Source organism: Pseudomonas petroselini, from assembly GCF_045037875.1.
GTDB lineage: Bacteria > Pseudomonadota > Gammaproteobacteria > Pseudomonadales > Pseudomonadaceae > Aquipseudomonas > Aquipseudomonas petroselini.
Window position 1 is genome coordinate 2,383,264 of sequence record NZ_CP173614.1, and the last position, 25,929, is coordinate 2,409,192.

Annotated in this window: 27 protein-coding genes; 13 read left to right on the forward strand and 14 right to left on the reverse strand. The window is 60.8% G+C overall.

Annotated features, from left to right (window positions below; translation table 11 throughout):
• Positions 1-60 precede the first annotated feature (60 nt).
• On the reverse strand, positions 61-1,683 hold the full coding sequence (locus ACI512_RS11085) for a methyl-accepting chemotaxis protein (protein ID WP_236379684.1): 1,623 nt from the start codon (positions 1,681-1,683) through the stop codon (positions 61-63).
• Between the two features lie 262 nt (positions 1,684-1,945).
• Between ACI512_RS11085 and ACI512_RS11090 the strand changes: the two genes are divergently transcribed.
• Entirely contained in the window at positions 1,946-2,305 is a 360-nt protein-coding gene (locus tag ACI512_RS11090) for a hypothetical protein (RefSeq protein WP_236379683.1), read from the forward strand.
• 55 nt (positions 2,306-2,360) lie between these two features.
• Here ACI512_RS11090 and ACI512_RS11095 read toward each other — a convergent pair whose 3' ends face one another.
• On the reverse strand, positions 2,361-3,473 hold the full coding sequence (locus ACI512_RS11095; RefSeq protein ID WP_236379682.1) for an enoyl-CoA hydratase/isomerase family protein: 1,113 nt from the start codon (positions 3,471-3,473) through the stop codon (positions 2,361-2,363).
• Between the two features lie 136 nt (positions 3,474-3,609).
• On the opposite strand from ACI512_RS11095, the gene ung reads away from it, so the two are divergent.
• Complete coding sequence (gene ung / locus ACI512_RS11100) at positions 3,610-4,302, forward strand: uracil-DNA glycosylase (RefSeq protein WP_064055046.1); 693 nt, start codon at positions 3,610-3,612, stop codon at positions 4,300-4,302.
• A 69-nt stretch (positions 4,303-4,371) separates the two neighbouring features.
• Here ung and ACI512_RS11105 read toward each other — a convergent pair whose 3' ends face one another.
• The 5 genes from ACI512_RS11105 to ACI512_RS11125 form a co-directional block, all read right to left on the reverse strand.
• Positions 4,372-5,409, reverse strand: coding sequence for an AbrB family transcriptional regulator (locus tag ACI512_RS11105; protein WP_064055047.1), 1,038 nt, complete (start codon positions 5,407-5,409; stop codon positions 4,372-4,374).
• Positions 5,402-6,916 (reverse strand): tripartite tricarboxylate transporter permease, encoded by a 1,515-nt coding sequence (locus ACI512_RS11110; RefSeq protein WP_012722750.1) that lies wholly within the window; start codon positions 6,914-6,916, stop codon positions 5,402-5,404. Before ACI512_RS11110 ends, ACI512_RS11105 begins: the two co-directional genes overlap by 8 nt.
• Position 6,917: 1 nt before the next feature.
• Positions 6,918-7,376, reverse strand: coding sequence for a tripartite tricarboxylate transporter TctB family protein (locus tag ACI512_RS11115; protein WP_043204945.1), 459 nt, complete (start codon positions 7,374-7,376; stop codon positions 6,918-6,920).
• A 129-nt stretch (positions 7,377-7,505) separates the two neighbouring features.
• A complete protein-coding gene (locus ACI512_RS11120) occupies positions 7,506-8,489 on the reverse strand; it encodes a tripartite tricarboxylate transporter substrate binding protein (RefSeq protein WP_064055049.1) in 984 nt (327 codons plus the stop codon).
• Positions 8,490-8,522: 33 nt separating this feature from the next.
• On the reverse strand, positions 8,523-9,815 hold the full coding sequence (locus ACI512_RS11125; protein ID WP_236379681.1) for an OprD family porin: 1,293 nt from the start codon (positions 9,813-9,815) through the stop codon (positions 8,523-8,525).
• Positions 9,816-10,050: 235 nt separating this feature from the next.
• On the opposite strand from ACI512_RS11125, the gene ACI512_RS11130 reads away from it, so the two are divergent.
• Together ACI512_RS11130 and ACI512_RS11135 are read left to right on the forward strand one after the other, a co-directional pair.
• The gene (locus tag ACI512_RS11130) at positions 10,051-10,722 is read left to right on the forward strand and encodes a response regulator (RefSeq protein ID WP_010212220.1); all 672 of its coding nucleotides are present in this window, start codon (positions 10,051-10,053) and stop codon (positions 10,720-10,722) included.
• On the forward strand, positions 10,715-12,100 hold the full coding sequence (locus ACI512_RS11135) for a sensor histidine kinase (protein WP_064055052.1): 1,386 nt from the start codon (positions 10,715-10,717) through the stop codon (positions 12,098-12,100). Before ACI512_RS11130 ends, ACI512_RS11135 begins: the two co-directional genes overlap by 8 nt.
• Here the strand turns inward: ACI512_RS11135 and ACI512_RS11140 are convergent, their stop codons facing one another.
• Both ACI512_RS11140 and ACI512_RS11145 read right to left on the reverse strand, forming a co-directional pair.
• Positions 12,101-12,922: an HDOD domain-containing protein gene (locus ACI512_RS11140; protein ID WP_012722755.1), complete on the reverse strand. Its 822-nt coding sequence runs from the start codon at positions 12,920-12,922 to the stop codon at positions 12,101-12,103. It abuts the gene before it with no gap.
• A 36-nt stretch (positions 12,923-12,958) separates the two neighbouring features.
• A complete protein-coding gene (locus ACI512_RS11145; RefSeq protein ID WP_236379679.1) occupies positions 12,959-13,900 on the reverse strand; it encodes a folate-binding protein YgfZ in 942 nt (313 codons plus the stop codon).
• Between the two features lie 140 nt (positions 13,901-14,040).
• On the opposite strand from ACI512_RS11145, the gene ACI512_RS11150 reads away from it, so the two are divergent.
• Entirely contained in the window at positions 14,041-14,295 is a 255-nt protein-coding gene (locus tag ACI512_RS11150; RefSeq protein WP_012722757.1) for a succinate dehydrogenase assembly factor 2, read from the forward strand.
• Positions 14,279-14,725, forward strand: a complete 447-nt coding sequence (locus ACI512_RS11155) for a protein YgfX (protein ID WP_236379678.1) — start codon at positions 14,279-14,281, stop codon at positions 14,723-14,725. Before ACI512_RS11150 ends, ACI512_RS11155 begins: the two co-directional genes overlap by 17 nt.
• Here the strand turns inward: ACI512_RS11155 and nadB are convergent.
• The gene (nadB, locus tag ACI512_RS11160) at positions 14,694-16,310 is read right to left on the reverse strand and encodes an L-aspartate oxidase (RefSeq protein WP_236379677.1); all 1,617 of its coding nucleotides are present in this window, start codon (positions 16,308-16,310) and stop codon (positions 14,694-14,696) included. The two genes, ACI512_RS11155 and nadB, sit on opposite strands and share 32 nt — an antisense overlap.
• A 464-nt stretch (positions 16,311-16,774) precedes the next feature.
• On the opposite strand from nadB, the gene rpoE reads away from it, so the two are divergent.
• Genes rpoE through ACI512_RS11175 form a run of 3 tightly spaced genes read left to right on the forward strand, consistent with a single transcriptional unit; the run spans position 16,775 to position 18,954 of the window.
• Positions 16,775-17,356 (forward strand): RNA polymerase sigma factor RpoE, encoded by a 582-nt coding sequence (gene rpoE / locus ACI512_RS11165; protein ID WP_003172477.1) that lies wholly within the window; start codon positions 16,775-16,777, stop codon positions 17,354-17,356.
• A gap of 32 nt (positions 17,357-17,388) precedes the next feature.
• Positions 17,389-17,976, forward strand: a complete 588-nt coding sequence (locus ACI512_RS11170) for a sigma-E factor negative regulatory protein (protein WP_012722767.1) — start codon at positions 17,389-17,391, stop codon at positions 17,974-17,976.
• A gap of 15 nt (positions 17,977-17,991) precedes the next feature.
• The gene (locus ACI512_RS11175) at positions 17,992-18,954 is read left to right on the forward strand and encodes a MucB/RseB C-terminal domain-containing protein (protein WP_236379676.1); all 963 of its coding nucleotides are present in this window, start codon (positions 17,992-17,994) and stop codon (positions 18,952-18,954) included.
• Between the two features lie 29 nt (positions 18,955-18,983).
• Here the strand turns inward: ACI512_RS11175 and ACI512_RS11180 are convergent, their stop codons facing one another.
• Complete coding sequence (locus ACI512_RS11180; protein WP_102061808.1) at positions 18,984-19,163, reverse strand: hypothetical protein; 180 nt, start codon at positions 19,161-19,163, stop codon at positions 18,984-18,986.
• A 25-nt stretch (positions 19,164-19,188) separates the two neighbouring features.
• Between ACI512_RS11180 and ACI512_RS11185 the strand changes: the two genes are divergently transcribed.
• Positions 19,189-20,625, forward strand: coding sequence for a DegQ family serine endoprotease (locus ACI512_RS11185; protein ID WP_046034528.1), 1,437 nt, complete (start codon positions 19,189-19,191; stop codon positions 20,623-20,625).
• Between the two features lie 65 nt (positions 20,626-20,690).
• Here the strand turns inward: ACI512_RS11185 and ACI512_RS11190 are convergent, their stop codons facing one another.
• Positions 20,691-22,124: a M48 family metalloprotease gene (locus tag ACI512_RS11190; RefSeq protein WP_012722770.1), complete on the reverse strand. Its 1,434-nt coding sequence runs from the start codon at positions 22,122-22,124 to the stop codon at positions 20,691-20,693.
• Between the two features lie 95 nt (positions 22,125-22,219).
• On the opposite strand from ACI512_RS11190, the gene ACI512_RS11195 reads away from it, so the two are divergent.
• Positions 22,220-22,459, forward strand: a complete 240-nt coding sequence (locus tag ACI512_RS11195; protein ID WP_010212198.1) for a sulfurtransferase TusA family protein — start codon at positions 22,220-22,222, stop codon at positions 22,457-22,459.
• A gap of 31 nt (positions 22,460-22,490) precedes the next feature.
• Complete coding sequence (locus ACI512_RS11200) at positions 22,491-23,561, forward strand: AI-2E family transporter (protein WP_053136801.1); 1,071 nt, start codon at positions 22,491-22,493, stop codon at positions 23,559-23,561.
• 163 nt (positions 23,562-23,724) lie between these two features.
• Here ACI512_RS11200 and ACI512_RS11205 read toward each other — a convergent pair whose 3' ends face one another.
• Positions 23,725-24,198 (reverse strand): peroxiredoxin, encoded by a 474-nt coding sequence (locus ACI512_RS11205; protein WP_012722772.1) that lies wholly within the window; start codon positions 24,196-24,198, stop codon positions 23,725-23,727.
• 11 nt (positions 24,199-24,209) lie between these two features.
• Positions 24,210-24,770, reverse strand: coding sequence for a glycine cleavage system protein R (locus ACI512_RS11210; RefSeq protein ID WP_012722773.1), 561 nt, complete (start codon positions 24,768-24,770; stop codon positions 24,210-24,212).
• Between the two features lie 273 nt (positions 24,771-25,043).
• On the opposite strand from ACI512_RS11210, the gene dapA reads away from it, so the two are divergent.
• Positions 25,044-25,922 (forward strand): 4-hydroxy-tetrahydrodipicolinate synthase, encoded by an 879-nt coding sequence (gene dapA, locus ACI512_RS11215; protein ID WP_012722774.1) that lies wholly within the window; start codon positions 25,044-25,046, stop codon positions 25,920-25,922.
• Positions 25,923-25,929: the final 7 nt, after the last annotated feature.

Sequence of the window (25,929 nt, forward strand, 5' to 3'; positions counted from 1 at the left end):
AAGGTTGCGGAGAATCCCGCTGTGCCTTGTACGATACAGGGCCGACCCTGCCCGGGCTACTTAGAGCTGGAACTTGCTGACCAGTACGTTAAACGAGGTGGCCAGGCGCGACAGGTCCTGGCTGGAAGCGCTGGTCTGATGGGCACCGGCCGCCGTCTGGGTGGACAGGTCCTGAATGTTCAGCAGGTTGCGGTCGACTTCGCGGGCCACCTGGGCCTGTTCTTCCGAGGCGGAGGCGATCACCAGGTTGCGTTCATTGATCTTCGCCACACTGGCGGTGATCCGTTGCAGCGCTTCGCCGGCGTTCTGCGCCAGGGTCTGGGTGTTGTTGGCCCAGTTCAGGCTCTTATTCATTGCCGCAACTGCACCGTCGGCGCCGGTCTGCACTTCACCAATCATCTTTTCAATATCGACCGTGGACGTCTGGGTGCGGTGAGCCAGCGCCCGCACTTCATCGGCGACCACCGCAAAGCCACGACCTTGCTCACCCGCCCGCGCCGCTTCAATGGCGGCGTTGAGGGCCAGCAGGTTGGTCTGGTCGGCGATGCCGCGGATCACATCGATCACCTTGCCGATTTCCCGCACCTGGCCGGCGAGGTCTGCGACCGACTGCGTGGAGTCGTTAATCTCGACCACCATCGAACTCATGCCGGACACGGCCTGTTCCACTTGCTGACGGCCATCTTCGGCTTCGGTGGTGGCCTGGCGCGAGGCTTCAGAGGTCGAGACGGCGTTGCTGGCCACTTCGTCCACGGCTGCGGTCATCTGGTTGACGGCGGTGGCCGCTTGCTGGATCTCATCATTCTGGCGGGTCAGGCCACGGCTGCTTTCATCGGTGACCGCACTCAGTTCTTCGGCGGCCGATGCAAGCTGGTCGGACGCGTTGGCGATTTCCATCAGGGTGCTTTTCAAGCCGCCCTGCATATCCGACAGCGCCACCAACAGTTGCCCGGCTTCGTCGGTACGCTCGGTGGTGATGGCTTGGGTCAGGTCGCCCTTGGCAATGCGTTGTGCACTCTGCACGGCCTGAGCGATGGGGCGCGTGATCAGGCGGGTGATCAACACGCCGATAGTCAGGGCGATGATGAAGGCCAGCACAATGCCGCTGATCATCCACGTCAACGCGCTGTTGCGCAGCTCGTCGGCGGCGACCGCCCCCTCTTTGATCTGGCGGTTATTGGATTCGATCATCACGCGGATCAGCTCGCGCGCCTGACGGAAGACTTCATTGTTGGTGGTATTGAGCTGGGTGCGGGCCTCATCGACCTGGTTGCCGTCGAGCAGCGACATGATGCGCTCGGAGCTGCTGATGTAGGTGGGCAGGATCTGGTCGAGTTTGTCTCCCGCTGCGCGTTCATCATCTTCCAGCGGCGTTGCGCGGTAGGTGGCGTACGCAGCTTGGCTGCGCTTGAGTTCCTGGGCGATATCCTGGCGCACGCGTTCACGATCCTGGGCGGAAACGTCGCCTTTACTGGCGTCCATCAAGCGGTACAGGCCTCGGTTATGGGCAACCAGGCCATTGAGAGTGGCGTTTGTGTTGCTTACAGAAACCAGGTTGTTGGAGAACGTCAGCTCCAATGCCGTGGCGAGGCGCACCACGCTTTTGATGCCCAACAAGCCGACCCCGAGGGTGACCAGCGCACACAGTAGAAATGAAAGCAGCAGCTTGGTTGAGATTTTCATGGCTTGAATCCGACGGTAGTAACGGAGGACGCACGGTAGAGCCTCCCTGGCCTGGTGCAGTGTCATAGTGACATCATCGCAATCGACAAAGTTTCGATCCAGACAAATTAACTGAATCGATAAAGCTCGCGCAGATGTATCAAGCTGTTGCAAGAACGCACCAGATTCCGTTTTTGATGTCAGATATTTCGTCATTCAGTGAAAGCTGAATGCCGCCCTCCCGCGTCGCTGGAGGTGCTCTTCCGCGGTCCAGGAGGCCGCCATGTATCGACGACTGCTGCTCAGCGCTTTACTCGGTCTGACCCTTTCTGCTTGTGTGCCTTATTACGATGGAGGCCAGAGCTACTATCGATCCGAGGTCTACACCTCACCGGCGCCGGTGTATTACTACGGGGGTGGCACGGCGTACCCGTACCGCCGTGATTACTACCCTGCGCCGCGCTATTACGCGCCCCAACCGCGTTATTACTCGGCCCCGCGCTACTACCAGCCGGCCCCGCGTTACTACGGACCGCGTGCCGGTTACCGGCCTTATCCGAACCAAAGCTGGGGCGGCGATCGTTGGGGCAATGGCGGGCACGGCCGCGGTGACCATGGAGGCGGTCGCGGCGGTCATCGCTGACGGGTCTGTAGTGCAAGCGGCGCAGGAAGCGCCGCTTTTTATTGGCCACAATTAATCAATAATCGGACAGGTCTGCCAGCAGATGGCGGCCTTCCCACGCCTTAGTGAAATGCGCCTGCACCACCGCCTCCGGAATCGCGTTGATATCCGGCCAGTGCCAATGCGGCGCCTGGTCCTTGTCGATCAGCCGCGCACGCACGCCTTCGCTGAATTCGGGGTGACGGCAACAATTGAGGCTCAGGGTGTATTCCATCTGGAACACCTGCGCCAGGGACAGATGCCGGCCGCGTTGGATCTGTTCCCACACCAGGTGCGCGGTCAACGGGCAGCCTTCGCTGAGCGTCTTGCCGGCCCGGCTGAACAGTGGGTCGGCGTGTTCGCGCAATTGACTCAAGGCGCGCCAGGCACACCGCACATCACCCACGTCCAGCCATTCGTCGATCTGTGCCCGGCGTGGCAGCCATTGAGCCTCCGGTTGTTGCTCGACGGCTTCCTGGGCCAACGCCTTGAGCAGGCTGTTGAGTTGCATCGAGGTCTGTTCCTGCCAGTTCAGCTGCAGCAGGCCATCGAGCAGTTCGTCTTGCTGGTCGTCGCGCAGGAAGCGGTCGGCCAGGCCCAGGTCCAAAGCGTCGCGGCCGTTGATATGGGCACCCGTGAGGCCCAGGAAGAGGCCGAGCTTGCCTGGCAGGCGTGACAGGAACCAACTGGCGCCCACGTCCGGGTACAGGCCGATGCTGATCTCCGGCATGGCCAGCCGGCTGCTGGGGGTGACGATGCGCACCGCCGCACTTTGCAGCAGGCCCATGCCGCCACCCAGCACGTAGCCGTGGCCCCAGCAGATCAGCGGTTTGGGGTAGGTGTGCAGGCGGTAATCAAGGCGATATTCCGCGGCAAAAAACTGCGCGGCCAGGTCCGGCACAACCCCTGGCTGTTCCCGGCACGCCTGCGCCAGGCTGCGCACTTCGCCACCGGCGCAAAACGCTTTGGGGCCGTTGCCGCGCAGCAGTACACAGACGATGTTCGGGTCCTTGGCCCAGGTATCCAGGCGTTCGCCCAGGGCGAGGATCATCGGCAAGGAGAGGGCATTGAGGGATTTTTCAGCGTCGAGGCTGGCGATGCCGATACGGGCACCGTCACTGCCGGTCAGATCTTCGAAGTGCAGGTTCATCGTGACCTCAATCGATACGTTGAAGGATGAGTATGATCGCTTCGTAGGAAAGTGTCGGTGGTGTGTCAGATCAATTGACAAGCGGGGTCGGCTTTCCTAGGGTTCGCCTCATTCTTTTTGACAAGACTATTCAACCATGACCGAAGACGACCGTATCAAACTCGAACCCAGCTGGAAACACGCCCTGCGGGATCAGTTCGAGCAGCCGTACATGGCGCAGTTGCGCGAGTTCCTGCGCCAGGAACATGCCGCCGGCAAAGAGATCTACCCGCCCGGCCCGTTGATTTTCAACGCGCTCAATTCCACGCCGCTGGACAAAGTGAAAGTGGTGATCCTCGGCCAGGACCCGTACCACGGCCCTGGCCAGGCCCACGGCCTATGCTTCTCGGTGCAACCGGGCGTGCCGGCGCCGCCGTCACTGGTCAATATCTATAAAGAGCTCAAGCGCGACCTGAACATCGACATCCCCAATCACGGCTACCTGCAAAGCTGGGCCGACCAGGGCGTGCTGATGCTCAATACCACCATGACCGTCGAGCGCGCCAATGCCAATGCCCATGCGGGCAAGGGCTGGCAGTTTTTTACCGATCGGATTATCGAAGTGGTCAGCGAGCATCAGCCGCATCTGGTGTTTTTGCTGTGGGGCGCACATGCCCAGGGCAAGCAGAAGCTGATCGATGCGACCAAACATCTGGTACTGACGTCGGTGCACCCGTCGCCGTTGTCGGCGTATCGCGGGTTTCTGGGTTGCGGGCATTTCAGCCGCACCAACAAGTTTCTTGAGCAGAATGGCGAGACGCCGATTGAGTGGCGCTTGCCGCCGCTCTAACGGCTGTCGCTGATCAAGTCTGGGAGGGAGGGGGCTTGCTCCCACCCACCTGTTGAACGGTGACAGCCTTTAGATCTTCTCGGGTTGGCGGTTCCAGTGCCTGAACAGCGGCTCCGCCAGAAACAACACAAACAGTAAACGCATCACCTGCATCGCCGTCACCAATGGCACCGACAGTTGCAGGGTCTCGGCCGTGAGGCTCATTTCGGCGATACCGCCGGGCATCATGCCCAGGGTCAGCGAGCGCAGGTCCAGATGGGTCAGGGCGCTCAACCCTACCGCCGCCAATGTCGCCAGCGCCATGGTCAAGGCCGTGCCAATCAAGGTACGGCCCATGAAAGAAGGCGCACGTCGGAAGAACTGCCGATTGAAGTGACACCCCAAACCGCTGCCGATCAACCACTGGCCGATCTGGCTGCCGCCGTCGGGCAGGCCGATATGCAGGTCCCAGACGACGCTGGCCGTCGCACTCACCAACAACGGCCCGAACAACCAAGGGTTCGGCTGACGCAAACGCTGCCAGCCCCAGGCGACCAGTGCGCCCATCGGAAACAGCGCTAACAGCCAAGGCCAGCTCACGGGCGCCGGATGAAACTGCGGTGTACCGCCTTCCAGCAGGTACTTGAAGATCGCCGGCACACACAGCACCACCACCAGCACGCGCAGACTCTGCCCTGCCGCGACACGGCTGAGCACGGCGCCATTGCGGGCGCCGAGGTTGACCATCTCGCCGGAACCGCCCGGCATGCTGGAGAAGAACGCGGTAGCGCGGTCTTCACCGCTGCGGCGCATTAACCATACGCCTACCACGCTCGACAGGCTGGTGACCAGCGCGCCGAAAAAGATCAGCCCGAAGTGGCTCATCACCTGCTCGATCACCACCGGCGTGAAGTGCAGGCCGATGCCAATGCCCACTACCCATTGGCCGCATTTGCGCCCGCCGGGGATCTCCGCCAACTGCCAGGGGGTTAGGCAGCGCACCAGAATGATCGCCAGCAACGAGCCGACCATGTACGGCAAAGGCCAGCCCACCAGGCTGGCCAGGTAACCGCCGGCCAGGCCGACCAGCGGTGTTCCCCACCATTGTTTAAAGGTGACCTCAGACATCGGCCACGGCACGACGCTGCAGGGCACGTTTGCGGTAGATGCGGATCAGCGGGAAGGCCAGCATCAGCGCGGTCAGCACCCACACACCAAAGGTGATCGGGCTCGACCAGAGGATCTGCAGGTCACCGTTGGAGATCGACAGCGCACGGCGCAGGTTCTGCTCCATCAAGCCGCCGAGGATAAAGCCCAGCAGCACCGGCGACAGCGGGAAGTCCAGCTTGCGCAGGATGTAACCGAAGATGCCGATACCGACCATCAGGAACAGGTCGAACGTGGTGGCGTGCACCGCGTACACACCAATCGCGGTGATGATGGCGATCACCGGCACCAGCGCCCAGTTCGGCACGGCGAGGATACGGGTGAAGATGCGGATCATCGGGATGTTGAGGATCACCAGCATGATGTTGGCGATGAACAACGACGCGATCAGGCCCCAGACGATGTCCGGTTGCTGTTGGAACAGCAGCGGGCCCGGGGTGATGTTGTACAGCGACAATGCGCCGATCATCACCGCCGTAGTGCCCGAACCGGGTACGCCGAGGGTCAGCATCGGCACCAGGGCGCCGCAGGCGGAGGCGCCGATGGCCGTTTCCGGAGCCGCCAGGCCGCGCATGTCGCCCTGGCCGAATTTACCGCTGGCACCGGCCAGGCGTTTCTCGGTCATGTAGGCAACGGCCGAGGCCAAGGTAGCACCGGCACCCGGCAACACGCCCATGATGAAGCCAAGCAGACCGCAGCGGATGTTGACGACGAAGACGGCGCCGGCTTCCTTCAGGTTAAACATCATGCGCCCGGTGGCTTTTACCGCTTCCTGGCCACGGTGGGTTTTTTCCAGCAGTAACAGAATCTCGCTGATGGAGAACAGGCCCAGCACCAAAACCACGAACTGAATGCCGTCGGTGAGGTGAATGTTATCGCCGGTAAAGCGGTACACGCCGCTGTTGGCGTCGATGCCCACCGCAGATAGGAACAAGCCGATCAGCGCCGCCACAAAGGTCTTCAACGGTTTGTCACCGGCCATGCCTCCCAGGCAGACAATCGCGAACACCATCAGTACGAAATATTCCGCCGGGCCGAAGGCAATCGCCCATTTAGCCAGCAGCGGCGCAAACAGCACCATGCCGCAGGTGGCGATAAACGCACCGATGAACGAACTCCACGCCGACAACGACAGTGCCACGCCAGCCAGGCCTTTACGGGCCATCGGGTAGCCGTCGAGGGTGGTCATTACGGTGGAGGCTTCGCCTGGGATGTTCAGCAGAATCGAGCTGATACGGCCGCCGTATTCGCAGCCCAGGTACACGGCTGCCAGCAGGATCAACGCCGATTCCGGCGGCAGGCCCAGGGCGAAGGCGATGGGGATCAGCAGCGCCACGCCGTTGATCGGGCCCAGGCCCGGCAACAGGCCGACGACAGTGCCGATCAGGGTGCCGCACAGTGCGGTGACCAGGTTGTAAGGGGACAGTGCAACGCCGAAGCCCTGGCCCAAGTAGCCGAAAGTATCCATATCAGTTCTCCAGAACGTCGAGCAGGCCGAGGGGCAACGGCACATCCATGGCTTTATCGAACAGCAGATAAAGACCAATCGCCATCAGGCTGACGATCACCACGCTGGGCACCCAGCGGCCGCCATACAGGCGCGCCATCGGGATGCCGATCAGCATGCTGCTGAGGATGAAACCCAGGGGTTCGAAGGTGGCGGCGAACACGATCAACAGCGCGACGCACACGCCGATCTTGATCAGGGTGTCGCGGTCCAGCGCGGGCTCTTCTTCGGTGTGCTGGGTCGGCTGTGGACGAAACAGCATGTAGATCAGTGCCAGGCTCATCAGCCCGAGCATCAGCAGCGGGTAGGCACGTGGCCCTACCGGCTCGTAGGAAAACGACGCTTGATACGGCCAGGCCATCAGCGCCAGGCCGGCGCAGGCGAGCAACAGCACGGCGGCGAAAATGCGTTGTAAGAGCATAGGAAACTCCTTGGAGACTCTTGTAGGCGCGCGCTTGTTCACGAAGGACGCAAGGACGTCGCGTGTATCAGGCCACACGCGTCATCGTTGACGTTTTTCGCGAGCAAGCCCGCTCCCACAGAGGGGCGATTACTGGATGAGGCCGAACTCTTTGGCCAGCACTTTGTAGTCAGCCACCTGTTTCTTCACGTAGGTGTCCAGCTCCGGGCCGGTCATGGCGAACGGGAACAGCTCGCGCTGGTCACGCAGCTTGGCGAACTCCTCGGAGGCCAGCAGTTTGTCGAAGGCGTCTTTCCACCAGGCGTAGTCCGCATCGCTGACTTTTGGCCCTAGGTAGAAGCCACGTACCACTGGCCAGACGATGTCGTAGCCTTGCTCCTTGGCGGTCGGAATATTCTTCATTTCCGGCTCGTCCAAGCGTTGCTCGGAGAACACCGCCAGCAGGCGCATGTCGCCGCTCAAGATGTGCGGCATGGAGTCGGAGATGTCGGTACTGCCCACCTGGATATGGCCACCGAGCAGGGCGGTGGCAATTTCACCGCCGCCTTCGAGTGCCACGTAACGCAGTTCGCGCGGGTTGATCCCGGCGGCCTTGGCGATCAGCGCGGTTTGCATCCAGTCCTGGCTGCCGACGGTTCCGCCGGAACCGATCACCACGCTGCCCGGATCTTTCTTCAGTGCTTTGACGAGATCGTCGAGGCTCTTGTAGGGCGAATCGGCTTTCACCGCGATAGCCCCGTAGCTGGTGCCGACGGCGGCCAACCAACGCACGGCGCTTTCGTCGAAACGACCGAACTTGCCCTGGGCCAGGTTCAACAGCGAACCGCTGGACCAGGCCACCAAGGTGCCGGCGTCTGCAGGACGCTGGGCCACTACGGCGTTGTAGGCCACCGCGCCTACGCCGCCAGGCATGTAGGTCACGCGCATCGGCTTGCTGAGCAGTTTCTCGTTGACCAGCGCGCTTTGCGCCAGTTTGCAGGTCAGGTCAAAACCACCGCCAGGCGAGGCTGGGGCGATGCATTCCGGGCGCTTGGGTTCGTCGGCGGCCAGCAGTTGGCCGGCGAACAGCATGCAGCCGGCGGCGAGGGCCAATTTACGCAGTGAAGGGGTCATGGTTATCTCCGTCTTTGTTGTTATGAGTTGTTACTACCAAAGCGCAACGCTATAGCTCACCAGCAAGCGCATTTCATCCGCATCACGGGCTGAGTAGTTGGAACGGTAGGTGGCGTTGCGCAGGCGCACGGCCACGTCTTTGAACGTGCCGGTCTGTACCACGTACTTGATCTCGCTGTTGCGTTCCCACTCTTTGCCCGTCTCGCCGTTCTTGAGCTTGATGTTGTCACCTGAGAGGTAACGGCTCATGAAACTCAGGCCGGGGATCCCCAGCTTGGCGAAGTCGTAGTCGTAGCGCGCTTGCCAGGAGCGCTCTTCGGCGCCGGCAAAGTCGTTGATCTGCACGAAGTTGACCAGGTATGGGTCGCTGCCATCCACATACGGGAACGCACTGTCACCGGACATGTGCTGGTAACCGGCGCTGAGCTTATGACCATTGAGGGCATAGCTGAACAGGCCGTTGAGGGAGGTGTTGTCGATCTTGCCGCCACGCGCACTGCCGGTGTCATCGCTGATCGCCAGGCGCAGGTCGGTGCCGAACGTACCGGGGCCCATCGGGCGCGCGGCCACCAGGCCGAGGAAGTGCTGGCGGTACACGTCGTCGAGTTGGGCGAAGTGGTAGCTGCCGGTGATTTTGTCGGCGAACTTATAGTCGGCCCCGCCGAAATTGAAGTGCTTGCCGGTGGCCCCGTTGAGGAAGCGGCTGTTCTTGTTGTTGAGGGCAATGTCTTCGTAGTTGCTGTCGTCGCGGTCCTTGGCTTTGTCCAGGCGACCACCGGTGAACACCAGGTTCTTGAATTCCTTGGACGTGATCAGGCCGCCATTGAAGGTCTGCGGCAGGATGCGACCGTCGTTGGGCTTGAGGATCGGCAGTTCGGGGATCAGCGAGCCGATTTTCAGCTCGGTGGCCGAGATCTTCACTTTGCCGGTCAGGCCCAGCTTGGAGTACTCATCGGCGGCGCGACCGTCGTCATGCGTGGGCAGCAGACCGGTGCCGGTGCGGTCGGGGCTTGAGTCGAGCTTGACGCCGAGCATGCCCAGTGCATCCACGCCGAAACCGACGGTGCCGTCGGTGTAGCCCGATTGCAGGTTGAGCATGAAGCCCTGGGCCCATTCATCGCGCTTGGATTGCTGCGCGCTAGTGCCGTCGCGGAAGTCGCGGTTGAAGTACATGTTGCGGGTTTCCAGGGTCGCGCTACTGTCCTCGAAGAAGGCAGCCTGGCTAAGCGGCGAAAAGCCGGCAAGGGTAGCAGCACTGGCAAGGGCGGTCTGGGTCAGGCGAGAAGAACGAACAGGCGAGGGGGCCTGGGGCTGTGTCGACAGCATCGTTGTGTACTCCGTTATTGTTCTTATTTTGGCGAAAACGCTTCGAGGCGTTTTTCGGGCGCTGCGGTTCAGGCAACTCGGCGGGCATAGACCACCGTGACTGGATGCTAAAGGGCGAAGCTTTCACTAACCTTTCAGCTGCGTTTCAATGTTTTCGGGCTTCACAGGGCAGTCGGCGCCTGTAAACTGCCCGGCAAAGCGTGGTGCTAACCACCCCTGACTGAGGTAGAAATCCATGCGTGTCTTGCTGGTTGAAGACCATCTGCAACTCGCTGAAAGTGTCGCGCAAGCGCTCAAGAGCACGGGTTTGACCGTTGACGTGCTGCACGATGGCGTGGCCGCGGACCTGGCCCTGAGCAGTGAGGAATACGCCGCGGCGATCCTCGATGTGGGGCTGCCGCGCATGGACGGTTTCGAGGTGCTCGCGCGCCTGCGGGCCCGTGGGAAAAATCTGCCGGTGCTGATGCTGACGGCGCGCAGTGACGTGAAAGACCGCGTGCACGGCCTGAACCTGGGGGCGGACGACTACCTTGCCAAACCTTTCGAGCTGACGGAGTTGGAGGCGCGGGTCAAGGCGTTGCTGCGGCGCAGCGTGTTGGGCGGTGAGCGTCAGCAGGCCTGTGGTGTGCTGGTGTATGACCTCGATACCCGGCGTTTTACCGTGGGCGGCGAGCTGATGACGCTTACTTCCCGTGAGCAAGCGGTGCTTGAGGCGCTGATCGCCCGTCCGGGCCGGGTGATGAGTAAGGAGCAGTTGGCTTCCCAGGTATTCGGCCTGGACGAAGAGGCCAGCCCCGACGCCATCGAAATCTATGTGCATCGCCTGCGTAAGAAGCTCGACGGCCAGCCCATCGCCATCGTGACCTTCCGCGGCCTTGGTTATTTGCTGGAAGCCCGCGATGCATAAGCCCAGCAGCCTGCGCTGGCGCCTGTTGTGGAACCTGGCGCTGTTGCTGGTGTTGTTGATGATCGCCAGTGGCCTGAGTGCCTATTGGAATGGTCGCGAGGCCGCCGATACGGCCTACGACCGTACGCTGCTGGCCTCGGCGCGCACCATTGCCGCCGGGTTGACCCAGGTGGACGGTACGCTCAGCGCCAATGTGCCGTACGTCGCGCTCGACACGTTCGCGTACGACAGCGCCGGGCGTATTTACTATCAGGTCAATGACATCAACCAGCAGTTGATCTCTGGCTACGAAAACCTTCCAGGCCCGCCGCCGGGTACACCACGAACCGATGATTACCCGGCCTTGGCACGGTTCTACAACGCCATCTACCAAGGCCAGGAAGTGCGGGTGGTCAGCCTGCTCAAGGCCGTTTCCGAGCCGAACATGAACGGCATGGCGGAGATACGCGTGGCTGAAACCGACGAAGCACGCGTCAGCATGGCCCGCAGCCTGGCAGCGGACACGTTGCTGCGCCTGGGCATGCTTGCGATTGGCGCCTTGTTGTTGGTGTGGTTTGCGGTGAGCGCGGCATTGCGCCCGCTGGAGCGATTGCGCACGGCGGTGGAAGAGCGTCAACCCGACGATCTGCGGCCGTTGCCCTTGGTGGAAGTGCAGCACGAGTTTGGCCCGCTGGTGCGGTCCCTCAACCACTTCACCGAGCGCTTGCGCGGCCAGTTCGAGCGCCAGGCGCAGTTTATTGCCGACGCTGCCCATGAGTTGCGTACGCCACTGGCCGCGCTCAAGGCCCGGCTCGAACTGGGCTTGCGTGCCGAAGAGCCCGCCACGTGGCGCAGCACCCTGGAAACCGCCGCCCAGGGCACTGACCGCCTGACTCATCTGGCCAATCAATTGTTATCCCTGGCCCGCATCGAAAATGGTGCCCGCGCGATTGCCGAGGGTGGCGCACAGTTACTCGACCTCAGCCAATTGGCCCGTGAACTGGGCATGGCCATGGCACCGTTGGCTCACGCACGTGGCGTGGCATTGGCGCTGGAGGCCGATGAGCCGGTGTGGCTGCGCGGTGAGCCCACCCTGTTGAATGAGCTGTTGAGCAACCTGGTGGACAACGCCCTGGCCCACACGCCACCGGGTGGCAATGTGATCCTGCGGGTGACGGCGCCGGCGGTGCTGGAAGTGGAAGATGATGGTCCAGGCATTCCGCTGGACGAGCGGGACCGGGTGTTCGAGCGTTTTTACCGACGCAGTCAGCAGGGCATGGGCTCGGGGCTGGGGTTGGCGATTGTCGGCGAAATCTGCCGGGCGCACCTGGCGCAGATCAGCCTGCACGATGGGGAGCAGGCCGGGTTGAAGGTGCGGGTGAGTTTTATCGCGGGTTGATCAGTAGAACATCGAGCGGGCTTCATCCAACTCGGCCCGCAAGGCGTCGCTGTAGGGGTCGAATCGCAGCTTTTTGATCGCCGGCAGCGTGGAAACCGCTATGTTGGCCAGCGGGTGATCGGTGCCGCGATGGCAATACAGCACGGCGACCTGCACCAGGTCGATGTAGTCGAGGCTGGGCGAATCGCGCTCCAGGTCGAGGTATTGGCCGGGCAGTTTTGCCAGCATTTCCGGGAAGTCCCAGCCACCCAGCAGTTTGTCACCCAGTAACGGGTGGATGCTCTCGATGACGTGGTTGAGGCTGACCGGGTCCGCGAGCAGCTCGTAGTGGTCTTCGGCATACGTCAGGATCGGCAGCACGCCGATCTGGTGCACCAGGCCGCCGAGGGCGGCCTGGTCCGGCTTGAGCTGGCTATGGCTGCGGCACAAGGCGTAGCTCACGCCCGCGACTTCGAGGCTGCGGCGCCACACATCACGCATCTTTTGTTCGACCACGTCGGAGCGGGCGTGGAAGATCTGCTCCATCACCAGGCCGATCGCCAGGTTACTGCTGTAGTTGGTGCCCAGCCGGGTGATGGCGGTGTGCAGGTCGGTGACTTCCTGGGTCGCGCGCAACAACGGGCTGTTGACCACTTTGATCAGGCGCGCCGACAGCGCGGTATCGCGACCGATCACTTTGCTCAAGTGGCTGATGCTGATTTCCGGGTCTTCGGCGGCCTGACGAATGTTCAGGGCCACTTCCGGCAATGTCGGCAGAACCAGGTCATCGTTATCGATGGCCGTCACTAAAGCCTGTTGGACTTTTTCCGCCAGCTTGTTCATTCATGATCTCTAGGGTGTTGCAAAAGGGTGCGGCGACTAACGCTGGATCTCTCGATCACGGTCGAGCGTGTAAGGCAGGTCAAGCAGTTGCAAGCCGGGACCTTCCAGATTGCCTAAATGCACATCGCCACTATCGGCAGCTTCGGCTTGCAATACGGCCAGAAGTTCAACGCTCTGGTCAGCTTTTGCGGCAATGACCACTTCGCCGATCGCGCTGTTATGGCTGGGTGAAAACAGCGGTGTGCCTGGCGCGGGCATTTCAGTCGCATTGAGGCTCAAGCGGTACAGGCGACGTTTGAGTTTGCCCAGGTACTGCATGCGCGCGACGATTTCCTGGCCGGTGTAGCAGCCTTTCTTGAAGCTGACGCCGCCCACGGCTTGCAGGTTGAGCATCTGTGGGATGAACAGTTCGCGTGTTTGCGGCATGACCTGGCCGATGCCGGCGCGGATTTGCCCCAGCAGCCATTCATTCAAGTCCGCTTGTTGCAGCCGTTCTGTCAGCTGGCTGCGCAGCGTATCGGCGTGCTCGGCGGGCGCCCACAGTTCGGCGCGGCCGGGGGACACACGAACAGCGATCAAGGTATCGGTGCGGGCAACGCTGTCGGTCTCGGCCGGCAGTTCCAGACCAAGGCCGGACAAGGCCTGGTCGGCATTCGCCAGGCCAAAACGCACCCAGTCGGCACTTTCGTCGGTGAGTTTGGATTTGGAGAATACGGCGTATTTCTTCAGGTCTGCCAGTTGCGGTTCCAGCAGCTCGGTGGCCATGGCCAGCAACACGCCGTCACCTTGCAGCAGGATGCGGAAGCTCGACTGCATGCGCCCTTTTTGCGTGCACCGCGCACCGAGGCTCGCCTGGGTGTCGCTCAGGTAATTGAGGTTGCAGGTCAGTTGGCCCTGAAGGAATTTGGCAGCGTCAGCGCCGCGGACGGCGAGAACGCCTTCGTGGGACAGGGGGCAGAAGAAAGCAGAGTCAGCCATGGGTCATCGCAGGTCAAAAAGTCATGGGTGCATCATAGAGGGGCGCCCGGCAAATGGATAGTTTCCGTAGGGGGCGACCAAAGCCGACTGTTCCGGTGCCGTCGGGGCTGTATACTTGCCGCCTATTTGAGGAGCGCTCCATGGTCGAAGAAGTTGAAATCAATCGCCTCTACTGGCACAGCCGTCGTGGCATGCTGGAGTTGGATGTGTTGTTGGTGCCTTTCACCAAGGAAGTGTACGCGACGCTCAACCAGGTGGACCGCGACCTCTACGTCAGGCTGCTGACTTGCGAGGATCAGGACATGTTCGGCTGGTTCATGGAGCGCGCCGAATCTGAAGATCCGGAGCTGCAGCGCATGGTCCGGATGATCCTGGACCGTGTCCAGCCCAAGTAATCGCTTCGAATGCCGCTGGCAGGCCTCACGGCTGTTGCTGGCGGCGTATCTCCTTGCCCAGCTGTTCGCGTTGGGTGCGCTTTCGTTGCTCGATCTGACGTATTCAAGCCTCGCCATGCTGTTATGCCTGGCTCATGCCGCCTGGGTGCTGCCGCGCCATATCCTGCTGACTCACCGTTCGTCGATTCGTGGCCTGCGTCGCGATGACGATGGCTGGTGCCTGTTCAGTGAGGAGCGGGGCTGGCACAGCGTGCAGCTACTTCCCGACAGCCTGGCGTTGCCGCTGGTCGTAGTGCTGCGCTATAGGGTGCAGGGTGGGTGGTGGGCGCGTTCGATGTGTGTGCCCAGGGATGCGCAGGCGGCCGACGTACACCGGCGCCTGCGGGTTCGCCTGAAGTTCAGCCGCCGTAGGTGGTTGGCACCAGGATAGTGTCACGGGCGTCGGGCAACATCTGGGGGTAGTCGAGGGTGTAATGCAGGCCGCGGCTCTCCTTGCGCTCCATCGCCGAGCGGATCATCAGTTCGGCGACCTGGGCCAGGTTGCGCAATTCGATCAAGTCGCGGCTGACCTTGTAGTTGCTGTAGAACTCGTCGATCTCATCCAGCAGCAGCCGCACCCGGTGTTGCGCGCGTTGCAGGCGCTTGTTGGTGCGCACGATCCCTACGTAGTCCCACATGAATCGGCGCAACTCGTCCCAGTTGTGCGCGATGATCACGTCTTCGTCCGAGTCGGTGACCTGGCTGGCGTCCCAGCGGGGCAGGGCGGCAGGCACCGCAATGCGTGGCAGCTGTTCGAGAATGTCCGCCGCCGCCGAGCGCGCATAGACGAAGCATTCGAGCAGCGAGTTGCTGGCCATGCGGTTGGCACCGTGCAGGCCGGTGAAGCTGGTTTCACCAATGGCGTACAGGCCGGGCACGTCGGTGCGGCCGTGCTGGTCGACCATCACGCCGCCGCAGGTGTAGTGAGCGGCCGGCACCACCGGGATCGGCCCTTTGGTGATATCGATGTTGAATGCCAGGCAGCGCTCATAGACGGTGGGGAAGTGGGTCTTGATGAAATCTTCGGGTTTGTGGCTGATGTCCAGGTAGACGCAGTCGACGCCCAAGCGTTTCATTTCATGGTCGATGGCGCGGGCGACGATATCCCGAGGGGCCAGCTCGGCGCGTGGATCGAAGCGCTGCATGAAGCGTTCGCCGTTGGGCAATTTCAAGTGTGCGCCTTCACCGCGCAGGGCTTCGGTGATCAGGAAACTCTTGGCCTGCGGGTGATACAGGCAGGTGGGGTGGAACTGGTTGAATTCCAGGTTGGCCACGCGGCAACCGGAGCGCCAGGCCATGGCGATGCCGTCGCCACAGGCGCCGTCGGGGTTGCTGGTATAGAGGTAGACCTTGGCTGCGCCGCCTGACGCCAGGATGGTGAAGCGCGCGCCGTAGGTGTCGACTTCGCCGCTGCCGCGATTGAGCACGTAAGCGCCAAGGCAGCGGTCGCCTTCCAGGCCCAGGCGTTTTTCGGTAATCAGGTCGACGGCGACGCGTTGCTCCAGCAGCTCGATGTTGGGGCGTTGGCGCGCCTGATCGAGCAGGGTTCTGAAGATGGCGGCGCCGGTGGCGTCGGCGGCATGGATGATGCGGCGGTGGCTGTGGCCGCCTTCGCGGGTCAGGTGGAATTCGAAGCCGCCGTCGTCGCTGCCTGCGTGTTCGTCACGGGTGAACGGCACGCCCTGGTCGATCAGCCATTGGATCGCCTCGCGGCTGTGCTCGACGGTGAATCGCACCGCCTCTTCATTGCACAGGCCGCCACCGGCGTTGAGTGTGTCTTCGACGTGAGATTGCACTGTGTCGGTGTCGTCCAGCACGGCGGCGACACCGCCCTGGGCCCAGAATGTCGAGCCGTTGGCCAGGTCGCCTTTGCTCAGGACCGCAATGCGCAGGTGGCCGGGGAGGGTCAGCGCAAGGCTCAAACCGGCCGCGCCGCTGCCGATCACCAGGACATCGTGTTGAAACTGTTGGCTCATTGGAAGGATTCCGCAAAAAGCGATCCGAAGAGGGGGCGCAAACAGGACGCCTGGATCGGCGAATCAAAGGGGCACACGGGCTACTAGTATATAGAGGGGTGGAGCGGCACAATAGCCGGGCATTCGTGGCAATGTGAGATTACGGTGCACAGCTTGGGGTAAAATCGGCTGGTTATTGAATCGGGAACTTTTTGCATAAGCCTCGACTCAATAGCAGGTTGCCCGAAAGCTGGGAAAACGTTGAGTTTATTGGCCCGTCGGGAGCATTGGACGCGTCAGAAAACCGACGACAAGATTATTCGCGCAGTCGGCGCTGCCCGTACTGCGTTTTTCGTGTGTGCCAAATCAGTGCGTGCCGGAAACTTGCTTGAAGGGGGAGAACTTTTGCGAAAAGACCGAGTCTATGTTTGCAAGCCTGATCGTTTAGTTATGCAAGCCTCCTTCAAGTACAACGAGGAGTGTTCATGCTAACCCAGGAAGAGGATCAGCAGCTGGTCGAGCGCGTTCAACGCGGCGACAAGCGAGCTTTTGATCTGCTAGTGCTGAAATACCAGCACAAAATTCTCGGGTTGATCGTGCGGTTTGTGCACGACACCCATGAAGCGCAGGACGTTGCACAGGAGGCCTTTATCAAGGCTTACCGTGCACTTGGTAATTTTCGCGGTGACAGTGCGTTTTACACGTGGCTCTACCGCATCGCCATCAACACGGCGAAGAACTATCTGGTGTCTCGCGGACGCCGCCCACCAGATAGCGATGTAAGTTCAGAAGATGCGGAATTTTACGATGGTGATCACGGCCTCAAGGATCTCGAGTCGCCGGAGCGTGCATTGCTGCGCGACGAGATCGAAGGCACCGTTCATCGCACAATTCAGCAACTGCCAGAAGATTTACGTACGGCGTTAACTTTACGTGAATTCGATGGTCTGAGTTACGAAGACATTGCGAGCGTCATGCAGTGTCCGGTGGGGACTGTAAGGTCACGGATTTTCCGGGCCCGGGAAGCCATCGATAAAGCCTTGCAACCGTTGTTGCAAGAGAACTAAAGACAGCGGCGACAGCCAAGAGAGGAACCGCCATGAGTCGTGATGCCCTGCAGGAATCGCTGTCCGCAGTGATGGATAACGAAGCGGATGAACTGGAACTTCGTCGAGTGCTCAATGCATTTGATGATGCCGAAACCCGTGACACCTGGTCTCGTTACCAAGTCGCTCGGGCGGTGATGCACAAGGATCTTCTAATCCCTCGTCTGGATATTGCTGCGGCTGTTTCTGCTGCGCTGGCTGATGAAGCCGTTCCGGCTAAAGCTACTCGTGGTCCATGGCGTAGCCTGGGTCGCCTGGCAGTTGCAGCCTCGGTGACTGTTGCCGTGTTGGCCGGTGTTCGCCTGTACAACCAGGACGAAATCGCGGGTGCCGAGCTCGCCCAACAGACTCAGCAGCCGGTCATGGCCGGTCCGCAAGTCAAAGGCCCAGCGGTACTGGCCGGCTACAAGGAAAGCTCCGACACCACCGGCCCTATGGCTAACGGTGTGTTGCAAGGGCAATCCGGCTGGCAAGACCAGCGTCTTCCAGGTTACCTGCGTCAACACGCGCAGGAATCAGCCCTGAAAGGCACTGAAAGCGCTCTGCCATACGCTCGCGCAGCAAGTCTGGAAAACCGCTAATCCGTAAGGAGCTCTATGCGAGCCATACCGCTCCTTACGCTTTTGCTCAGTAGTTGGTTTGCACTCCCCGCCCACGCCGATGAAGCCCAAGATTGGCTGACTCGACTTGGGCGTGCAGAGCAGCAGCAGAGCTTTCAAGGTACGTTCGTCTACGAACGTAACGGCAGTTTTTCTACCCATGACATCTGGCATCGTGTCCAGAATGGTCAAGTCCGTGAGCGGCTCTTGCAACTCGACGGTTCTGCCCAGGAAGTCGTGCGGTTGGACGGTCGTACACAATGCGTCAGCGGCACCCTCGTCGCAGGCTTGGGCAACTCACGTGATGCACCTTCACGTGCGCTGGATCCGCAAAAACTCAATGAATTCTACGAACTGGCCGTCATTGGCAAATCTCGTGTGGCCGGTAGAAATGCGGTCATCGTATCGATTACGCCGCGTGACCAGTACCGTTATGGGTTTGAATTGCACTTGGATCGAGAGACCGCGCTGCCGCTCAAATCCCTGTTGTTGAACGACCAAGGGCAATTGCTGGAGCGCTTCCAGTTCACTCGGTTGGATACCTCGCAGGTACCTGACGAACGTGATCTGCAGCCTAGTGGTGAATGCACGCCTATCGCCGTCGCGAATGGCAAGGCGCCAGAAGTGCAGTCTACCGAGACTTGGCATATGGAGTGGTTGCCCCCCGGTTTTCAACTGACCCGTAGCAGCGCCCGCAAAGACACCCAGACCAAAGCGACGGTCGACAGCCTGATGTATGAAGACGGGCTGGCGCGTTTCTCGGTGTTCCTTGAGCCGATCAGCGATGTGAGCGTCACCGAAACCCGCACTCAACTGGGCCCTACCGTTGCAGTATCGCGTCGCCTCAATACGGTGGACGGCGAGATGATGGTGACGGTGGTGGGTGAAATACCCATCGGCACCGCAGAACGTATCGCGTTGTCGGTGCGCGGTGAAAAAAAGCCAGCCCCCCAGCCGTGAGTCGTTAATCCTATGTTCATCCTGACCTTTCACTGTATTTCCATGCCAGGTTGGCTGCCGAGAGCATGAAATGTCTGGATCAGCATTTTCACTTGCAAAAATCCTTCATGTTTTTTATAGGTCAGGGCTTGTCGGCTCTGGCCTTGATTTGTTCGCGGAACAAAGATGTCGGTCGCAGTTTTCGGCGTTTCTTGAACCCTGTCGCTCAACCCTGCTCGTCGTAACGGGAGCTGTATGTCGATACCACGTTTGAAGTCTTACCTATCCATAGTCGCCACAGTGTTGGTGCTGGGTCAGGCCTTACCTGCGCAAGCAGTCGAGCTGCCTGACTTCACCCAATTGGTTGAGCAAGCCTCGCCTGCCGTGGTGAATATCAGTACCACGCAAAAACTGCCGGATCGCAAAGTCTCTAACCAGCAGATGCCGGACCTGGAAGGCCTGCCACCGATGCTGCGCGAGTTCTTCGAGCGCGGCATGCCGCAACAGCGCGCACCACGCGGCGGTGGTGGTCAACGTGAAGCTCAGTCCCTGGGCTCGGGCTTCATCATCTCGCCGGATGGCTATATCCTCACCAACAATCACGTGATTGCCGACGCCGATGAGATTCTCGTGCGCCTGGCTGATCGCAGTGAGCTGAAAGCCAAACTGGTCGGCACCGATCCACGTTCCGATGTGGCTTTGCTGAAAATCGAAGGCAAAGACCTGCCTGTGCTGAAACTGGGTAAATCCCAAGACCTGAAAGCCGGCCAGTGGGTGGTTGCCATCGGTTCGCCGTTCGGTTTTGACCATACCGTCACCCAAGGCATCGTCAGCGCCATCGGCCGCAGCTTGCCGAACGAAAACTACGTACCGTTCATCCAGACCGACGTGCCGATCAACCCGGGTAACTCTGGTGGTCCGCTGTTCAACCTGGCGGGCGAAGTGGTCGGCATCAACTCGCAGATCTACACCCGTTCCGGTGGTTTCATGGGTGTCTCGTTCGCGATCCCGATCGACGTCGCCATGGATGTTTCCAATCAACTGAAAAGCGGTGGCAAGGTCAGTCGTGGCTGGTTGGGTGTGGTCATCCAGGAAGTGAACAAAGACCTGGCTGAGTCCTTTGGCCTCGACAAACCGGCCGGTGCCCTGGTCGCGCAGATCCAGGACGACGGTCCGGCTGCCAAAGGTGGCCTGCAAGTTGGCGACGTGATCCTGAGCATGAACGGCCAGCCGATCGTCATGTCGGCCGACCTGCCGCATCTGGTAGGCGCACTCAAGGCTGGCAGCAAGGCCAAGCTGGAAGTGATCCGCGAAGGCAAGCGCCAGAACGTTGAGCTGACGGTGGGCGCAATCCCTGAAGAAGGCGCAACGCTGGATGCACTGGGTAACGCCAAGCCAGGTGCCGAGCGCAGCAGCAATCGCCTGGGTATCGCTGTGGCCGAGTTGACCGATGAGCAGAAGAAGAGCTTCGACCTCAAGAGCGGCGTCGTGATCAAGGAAGTGCAGGACGGCCCTGCCTCCCTGATCGGCCTGCAGCCGGGTGACGTGATTACGCACCTGAACAACCAGGCAATCGACAACACCAAGCAATTCACCGACATCGCCAAGGCGTTGCCGAAGAACCGTTCGGTGTCGATGCGCGTGCTGCGCCAGGGGCGTGCCAGCTTCATCACCTTCAAACTGGCTGAGTAAATCGGTAAAAACAAAAAGCCCCGCCTTCGTTTAACGAGGGCGGGGCTTTTTTGTGCCTGATAGGTTTAGCTCATCATGCCTTTAACCAGGCGTTCCTGCTCGATCAACTCACGCTGGCGTGCGTCGATGCGCGACGACAGGGGGAAATTGTTACCGGCCCGACGCTTGGCAAAGTCCAATTGCTGAATGGCCTGCTGGAAATCACCCACCAACGCAAAGTATTCGGCGCGGGCCTGATGCAGGCCGATGATGTTGCCGGACAACCCGCGTGTTTCGGCGACCTGGTACCAGACGTCCGGATCATCCGGACGCGACTTGAGCAAGCTGTCCAACGCCTTTTCCGCGTCTGCCGTGCGGTTCTGCTTGAGCAGCAGATCCACGCGCACCTGATTCAACGGATAGTTGCCCGGATACTGGGTCAGCATCCGATCCGTCCGTTGCTGGGCATCCGGCAGGCGGCTGTTGTCGATGTCCAATTGGATCTGCGCCAGGTTGTAAGTGATGTCGTTGGGCGCCTTGGCCAGCAGCGCCGCCAGGTTTTCCCGTGCCTGCTTGAACTGAGAGCCTTTGATTTGTGCGATAGCCAGGCCGTAGCGCGCCACATCATTCTTCGGGTTCTCGTCCAACTGCGCCTGGAAGCGCTTGGCGGCGAGGCCCGAGGTGTCTTCGTATTGCAACTGCACTCGAGCGCGAATCAGCTGATAGCGCAGGCTGTCTTCCTTGCCGCCAGGCTTGGACTGCTCGGCACGGTTGCGGGTGTCGGCGATCCGCGATTCGGTGACCGGGTGCGTCAGCAGGAATTCCGGAGGCTTGGCATCGAAGCGGTACTGGCGCATCAGGCGCTCGAACATGGTCGGCATGGAGCGTGGGTCGTAACCGGCTTTTTCCAGGTTGAGGATGCCGATGCGGTCCGCTTCCTGTTCGTTCTGGCGGGAGAACCGTCGTTGTTCCTGGATCGCGGCGGCCTGGGTGCCGGCAATGGCGGCGATACCGGCATCACCGGCACCGGCGGCTGCCGCGATGATGCCGCCGAGCAGCGCGGCCATCATCGGGATCTGCATGCGCTGTTGCGCTTCAACGCCACGGGCGAAGTGGCGTTGGGACAAGTGCGCCAATTCGTGAGCCAGTACCGAGGCATATTCGCCTTCGGTCTGGGCGTTGAGGAACAGGCCGCCGTTCACACCGACAATCCCGCCAGGCGCGGCGAAGGCGTTCAGTTGCGGGCTGTTGATGAGGATGAACTCCAGGCGCCGGTCGTTGACCTGGCTGGTCTCCACCAGTTTGTACACGCTGGTCTCGACGTAGTCCTTGAGTTGCGGGTCGTTGAGCTGCGAGACCTGGCCCCGCAGGTAAGCAAGCCACGCACGGCCCAGCTGGTATTCCTGTTGTGGCGAGACAATGGCAGAACTGGCGTCGCCAAGTGACGGTAGGTCGTCAGCGAAGCCTGGGGAGGCCAGCAGGCAAGCCAGCGTCAGCAGGGTAGGGCGCAAAAAAGTCATGCACAGAGCCTTTCGACAAAGAGCTTACTGTAGCCGGACACTGAGCTTCGGACCAGATATTCTAAGCAACCCAAATGCGTGCCCGGAGTAAAAACATGACCGACGCTGTAGCCTTTGATGCCGAACTCGATGCCAGCGGCCTCAATTGCCCGTTGCCCTTGCTCAAGGCCAAGCTGGAACTCAATCGTTTGGCCAGTGGCGCAGTGCTCAAGGTGATCGCCACGGACGCTGGCTCCCAGCGCGACTTTCGAACCTTTGCCAAACTGGCCGGCCACACCCTGCTGCATGAAGAAGACGCCGCCGGTGTGTACCGCTATTGGTTGCGCAAGGCCTGAACCGTTTGCCCCCACCACCCGAGGTTGATTGATGTTCAAAGTGTTACGAGACTGGATTCAGCGCTACTTCTCCGATGAGGAGGCCGTGGTGCTGGCGGTCCTGCTGTTTCTGGCCTTTACGGCCGTGCTCACCTTGGGCGGCATGCTGGCGCCCGTATTGGCGGGGATGGTGCTGGCTTACCTGATGCAGGGCCTGGTGACCACGCTGGAACGCTTGCGCTTGCCGGGCGGTGCTGCGGTGGGGCTGGTCTTTGCCTTGTTCATGGGCCTGTTGGTGGTGTTTATCGTGGTGGTATTGCCGTTGTTATGGCATCAGCTGATCACGCTGTTCAATGAGTTGCCGGGCATGCTCGCCAAGTGGCAATCGCTGTTGTTGCTGTTGCCAGAGCGCTACCCGCATCTGGTGTCGGACGAGCAGGTGTTGCAAGCCATCGAAGTGGCGCGCGGCGAGATCGGGAAATTCGGCCAGTGGGCGCTGACCTTTTCCTTGTCCAGCCTGCCGCTGCTGGTCAACATCATGATCTACCTGGTGCTGGTGCCGATCCTGGTGTTCTTCTTCCTCAAGGACCGCGCCATGATCGGTCGCTGGGTGCGTGGCTATCTGCCCCGCGAACGCGCGCTGATCACACGCGTGGCCGAAGAGATGAACCGGCAGATCGCCAACTACATCCGTGGCAAGGTTATCGAGATCATCATCTGCGGGGGCGTGACCTACATCGCGTTTATCGCCCTGGACCTGAACTACGCGGCCTTGCTGGCATTGCTGGTCGGCATTTCAGTGGTGGTACCGTACGTCGGCGCCGTGGTGGTGACCGTGCCCGTGACCCTGATCGCCCTTTTCCAGTGGGGGTGGAGCGATCAGTTCATCTACCTGATGGCGGTATACGGGATCATCCAGACGCTGGATGGCAACGTGCTGGTACCGCTGCTGTTCTCTGAGGCGGTCAACCTGCACCCAGTGGCGATCATCTGCGCAGTGCTGTTGTTTGGTGGGCTGTGGGGTTTCTGGGGCGTGTTTTTTGCGATCCCGCTGGCAACACTGTTCAAGGCGGTGCTGGATGCATGGCCACGGCAAGAGCCGGTAGTAGCGCCGCTGTTGTAACGGCACAAATAACTTACTGTAGTGAGCGGGCTTGCCCCGCGCCGGGCTGCGCAGCAGCCCCAATACAGCCGCCGCGGTCTTTCAGGTAAAACGCGATTGCAGGTTTCAGGGCTGCTTCGCAGCCCAGCGCGGGGCAAGCCCGCTCACTACAAAAGCCCGCGTTTCAGGCCTTGTTTAAAGCCTGTGCTGCCGCCAATACGGCATCCACATGGCCTGGCACCTTCACGCCGCGCCATTCCTGGCGCAGCACACCTTCGCTGTCGATCAGAAAGGTGCTGCGGTCCACGCCCAAGTATTCCTTGCCATATAGCTTCTTCAACTTGATCACATCAAACAGCTGGCAAACCGCTTCATCCTTGTCGCTGATCAGCTCGAAGGGGAATTCCTGCTTGCCCTTGAAGTTCTCGTGGGACTTCACGCTGTCGCGCGACACGCCGAACACTTCGGTGTTGGCCGCCTTGAAGGCTGCGTACTGGTCGCGAAAGCCTTGGCCCTCGGTGGTGCAACCCGGCGTGCTGTCCTTCGGATAGAAGTAGATCACCACTTGCTTGCCCTTGAGCGCTGCGAGGCTGAAGGTCTGGCCGCTGGTGGCCTGGGCTTCGAAATCGGCTACAGGTTTGTCGATGACTACCGTCATGAAAAACTTCCTTACATTGGGTTCTGTGGGCGCCATGGCTCGATCAAGGCGTCGAGGTTCAGGGCATCGGCGAAATCCAGGAACTGGTCGCGCAGCCAGCTGATCTGCACGCCAGCCGGCAAGGTCACGGTAAACGTGGCGTTCAACATGGTGCCGCCGGTTTGCGGGGCCAGGTAGGTGTCGCAGGTCAGGTTCTCCAGTTCGACGTTGTGGTCGATGAAGAACTGGCACAGCTCGTTGACGATGTCCGAGCGATAGGCGGAACTGACATAGGCGACATAAGGCAGGGCCTGGGGACGATTCTCCAGGGCAGCACTGCGTACCACATTGACGGTGAAATCATGCTTCTTGGCCAGGCCCGGCAGGCCCGTCTCCAGGCGCGCCAGGGCATCCCAGGTGCCGGAGATCTGTAGGACCAGCGCGCTGCACTCGCCATGGCGGGTCAGGCGGGAGGTCACGACGGCGCAGCGGTTTTCATGGCTGGCGCGGCACAGGACGTTGGTCAGCTCCATGGGGTTGGCGCCGAGGGCACTGATAACAAGGAATTGTTCGCGAACTGTGGGGGTGGACATGCAGCCTTCCTAAAACGATGAGCGGTCGATACCGTGAGGGCTGTATCGATCAAAGCATGAAGGGTAGCGAAAACCGCCGCCAAGGGATAGGAGGTGGCGTTTTCATTGCGTGATCGGTCTGATTTCATCGTGCGTCAGAGCATGCTTTTGTCCAATGATGGCATTGCCCGTCGTTTAGTTGCGCCAGAACGCATCCTCACGCGGTACTTCGCTTGTACAAGCATCTTGGCGCCAGTACCATTACGGCTCTCTTTTTCCGGCAGGAGCGGTTGCATGATTGCGGGCAGTATGGTGGCACTGGTCACACCCATGGATGCACAAGGTCGTCTCGACTGGGACAGCCTGGGCAAACTGGTGGACTTCCACCTGCAAGAAGGCACCAACGCCATCGTGGCGGTCGGCACCACCGGTGAATCGGCCACCCTCGATGTGGAAGAACACATCCAGGTGATCGAATTCGTGGTCAAGCGTGTCGCGGGCCGTATCGCCGTGATCGCTGGTACGGGCGCCAACTCGACGCGTGAAGCGATCGAGCTGACCAAAAACGCCAAGAAGGCCGGCGCCGATGCCTGCCTGCTGGTGACCCCGTACTACAACAAGCCGACCCAGGAAGGCTTGTACCAGCACTTCCGCGCCATTGCCGAAGCGGTCGCTATCCCGCAGATCCTCTATAACGTGCCGGGTCGCACCGCGTGCGACATGAAGGCCGAGACCGTGATCCGCCTGTCCACCGTGCCGAACATCATCGGTATCAAGGAAGCCACCGGCGACCTGCAGCGCGCCAAGGACATCCTGGCCGGCGTGAGCAGCGATTTCCTGGTGTATTCCGGTGACGACGCCACCGCGGTCGAGCTGATCCTGCTGGGCGGTAAAGGCAACATCTCCGTGACCGCCAACGTGGCCCCGCGTGCCATGAGCGACATGTGCGCCGCCGCCATTGCCGGCGACGCCGTGACCGCCCGCGCGATCCACGAGAAGCTGATGCCGCTCAACAAGACACTGTTTATCGAATCCAACCCTATCCCCGTGAAGTGGGCGCTGACTGAAATGGGCATGATGCCGGACGGTATCCGTCTGCCGCTCACCCGTCTCAGCGAAGCCTGTCACGAACCGCTGCGACAGGCCCTGCGCCAGTCCGGCGTCCTGGTTTAATTGAGGA

Bases quoted from the DNA above. Each gene is read 5' to 3' on its own strand.
- ACI512_RS11110 (WP_012722750.1), bottom strand. From the start codon at position 6,916: ATGGATACTTTCGGCTACTTGGGCCAGGGCTTCGGCGTTGCACTGTCC.
- ACI512_RS11185 (WP_046034528.1), top strand. From the start codon at position 19,189: ATGTCGATACCACGTTTGAAGTCTTACCTATCCATAGTCGCCACAGTG.
- ACI512_RS11140 (WP_012722755.1), bottom strand. From the start codon at position 12,922: ATGAACAAGCTGGCGGAAAAAGTCCAACAGGCTTTAGTGACGGCCATC.
- ACI512_RS11195 (WP_010212198.1), top strand. From the start codon at position 22,220: ATGACCGACGCTGTAGCCTTTGATGCCGAACTCGATGCCAGCGGCCTC.
- ACI512_RS11205 (WP_012722772.1), bottom strand. From the start codon at position 24,198: ATGACGGTAGTCATCGACAAACCTGTAGCCGATTTCGAAGCCCAGGCC.
- nadB (WP_236379677.1), bottom strand. From the start codon at position 16,310: ATGAGCCAACAGTTTCAACACGATGTCCTGGTGATCGGCAGCGGCGCG.
- ACI512_RS11190 (WP_012722770.1), bottom strand. From the start codon at position 22,124: ATGACTTTTTTGCGCCCTACCCTGCTGACGCTGGCTTGCCTGCTGGCC.
- ACI512_RS11175 (WP_236379676.1), top strand. From the start codon at position 17,992: ATGCGAGCCATACCGCTCCTTACGCTTTTGCTCAGTAGTTGGTTTGCA.
- ACI512_RS11120 (WP_064055049.1), bottom strand. From the start codon at position 8,489: ATGACCCCTTCACTGCGTAAATTGGCCCTCGCCGCCGGCTGCATGCTG.
- ACI512_RS11135 (WP_064055052.1), top strand. From the start codon at position 10,715: ATGCATAAGCCCAGCAGCCTGCGCTGGCGCCTGTTGTGGAACCTGGCG.
- ACI512_RS11210 (WP_012722773.1), bottom strand. From the start codon at position 24,770: ATGTCCACCCCCACAGTTCGCGAACAATTCCTTGTTATCAGTGCCCTC.
- dapA (WP_012722774.1), top strand. From the start codon at position 25,044: ATGATTGCGGGCAGTATGGTGGCACTGGTCACACCCATGGATGCACAA.
- rpoE (WP_003172477.1), top strand. From the start codon at position 16,775: ATGCTAACCCAGGAAGAGGATCAGCAGCTGGTCGAGCGCGTTCAACGC.
- ACI512_RS11150 (WP_012722757.1), top strand. From the start codon at position 14,041: ATGGTCGAAGAAGTTGAAATCAATCGCCTCTACTGGCACAGCCGTCGT.
- ACI512_RS11090 (WP_236379683.1), top strand. From the start codon at position 1,946: ATGTATCGACGACTGCTGCTCAGCGCTTTACTCGGTCTGACCCTTTCT.
- ACI512_RS11095 (WP_236379682.1), bottom strand. From the start codon at position 3,473: ATGAACCTGCACTTCGAAGATCTGACCGGCAGTGACGGTGCCCGTATC.
- ung (WP_064055046.1), top strand. From the start codon at position 3,610: ATGACCGAAGACGACCGTATCAAACTCGAACCCAGCTGGAAACACGCC.
- ACI512_RS11125 (WP_236379681.1), bottom strand. From the start codon at position 9,815: ATGCTGTCGACACAGCCCCAGGCCCCCTCGCCTGTTCGTTCTTCTCGC.
- ACI512_RS11200 (WP_053136801.1), top strand. From the start codon at position 22,491: ATGTTCAAAGTGTTACGAGACTGGATTCAGCGCTACTTCTCCGATGAG.
- ACI512_RS11130 (WP_010212220.1), top strand. From the start codon at position 10,051: ATGCGTGTCTTGCTGGTTGAAGACCATCTGCAACTCGCTGAAAGTGTC.
- ACI512_RS11085 (WP_236379684.1), bottom strand. From the start codon at position 1,683: ATGAAAATCTCAACCAAGCTGCTGCTTTCATTTCTACTGTGTGCGCTG.
- ACI512_RS11145 (WP_236379679.1), bottom strand. From the start codon at position 13,900: ATGGCTGACTCTGCTTTCTTCTGCCCCCTGTCCCACGAAGGCGTTCTC.
- ACI512_RS11170 (WP_012722767.1), top strand. From the start codon at position 17,389: ATGAGTCGTGATGCCCTGCAGGAATCGCTGTCCGCAGTGATGGATAAC.
- ACI512_RS11115 (WP_043204945.1), bottom strand. From the start codon at position 7,376: ATGCTCTTACAACGCATTTTCGCCGCCGTGCTGTTGCTCGCCTGCGCC.
- ACI512_RS11105 (WP_064055047.1), bottom strand. From the start codon at position 5,409: ATGTCTGAGGTCACCTTTAAACAATGGTGGGGAACACCGCTGGTCGGC.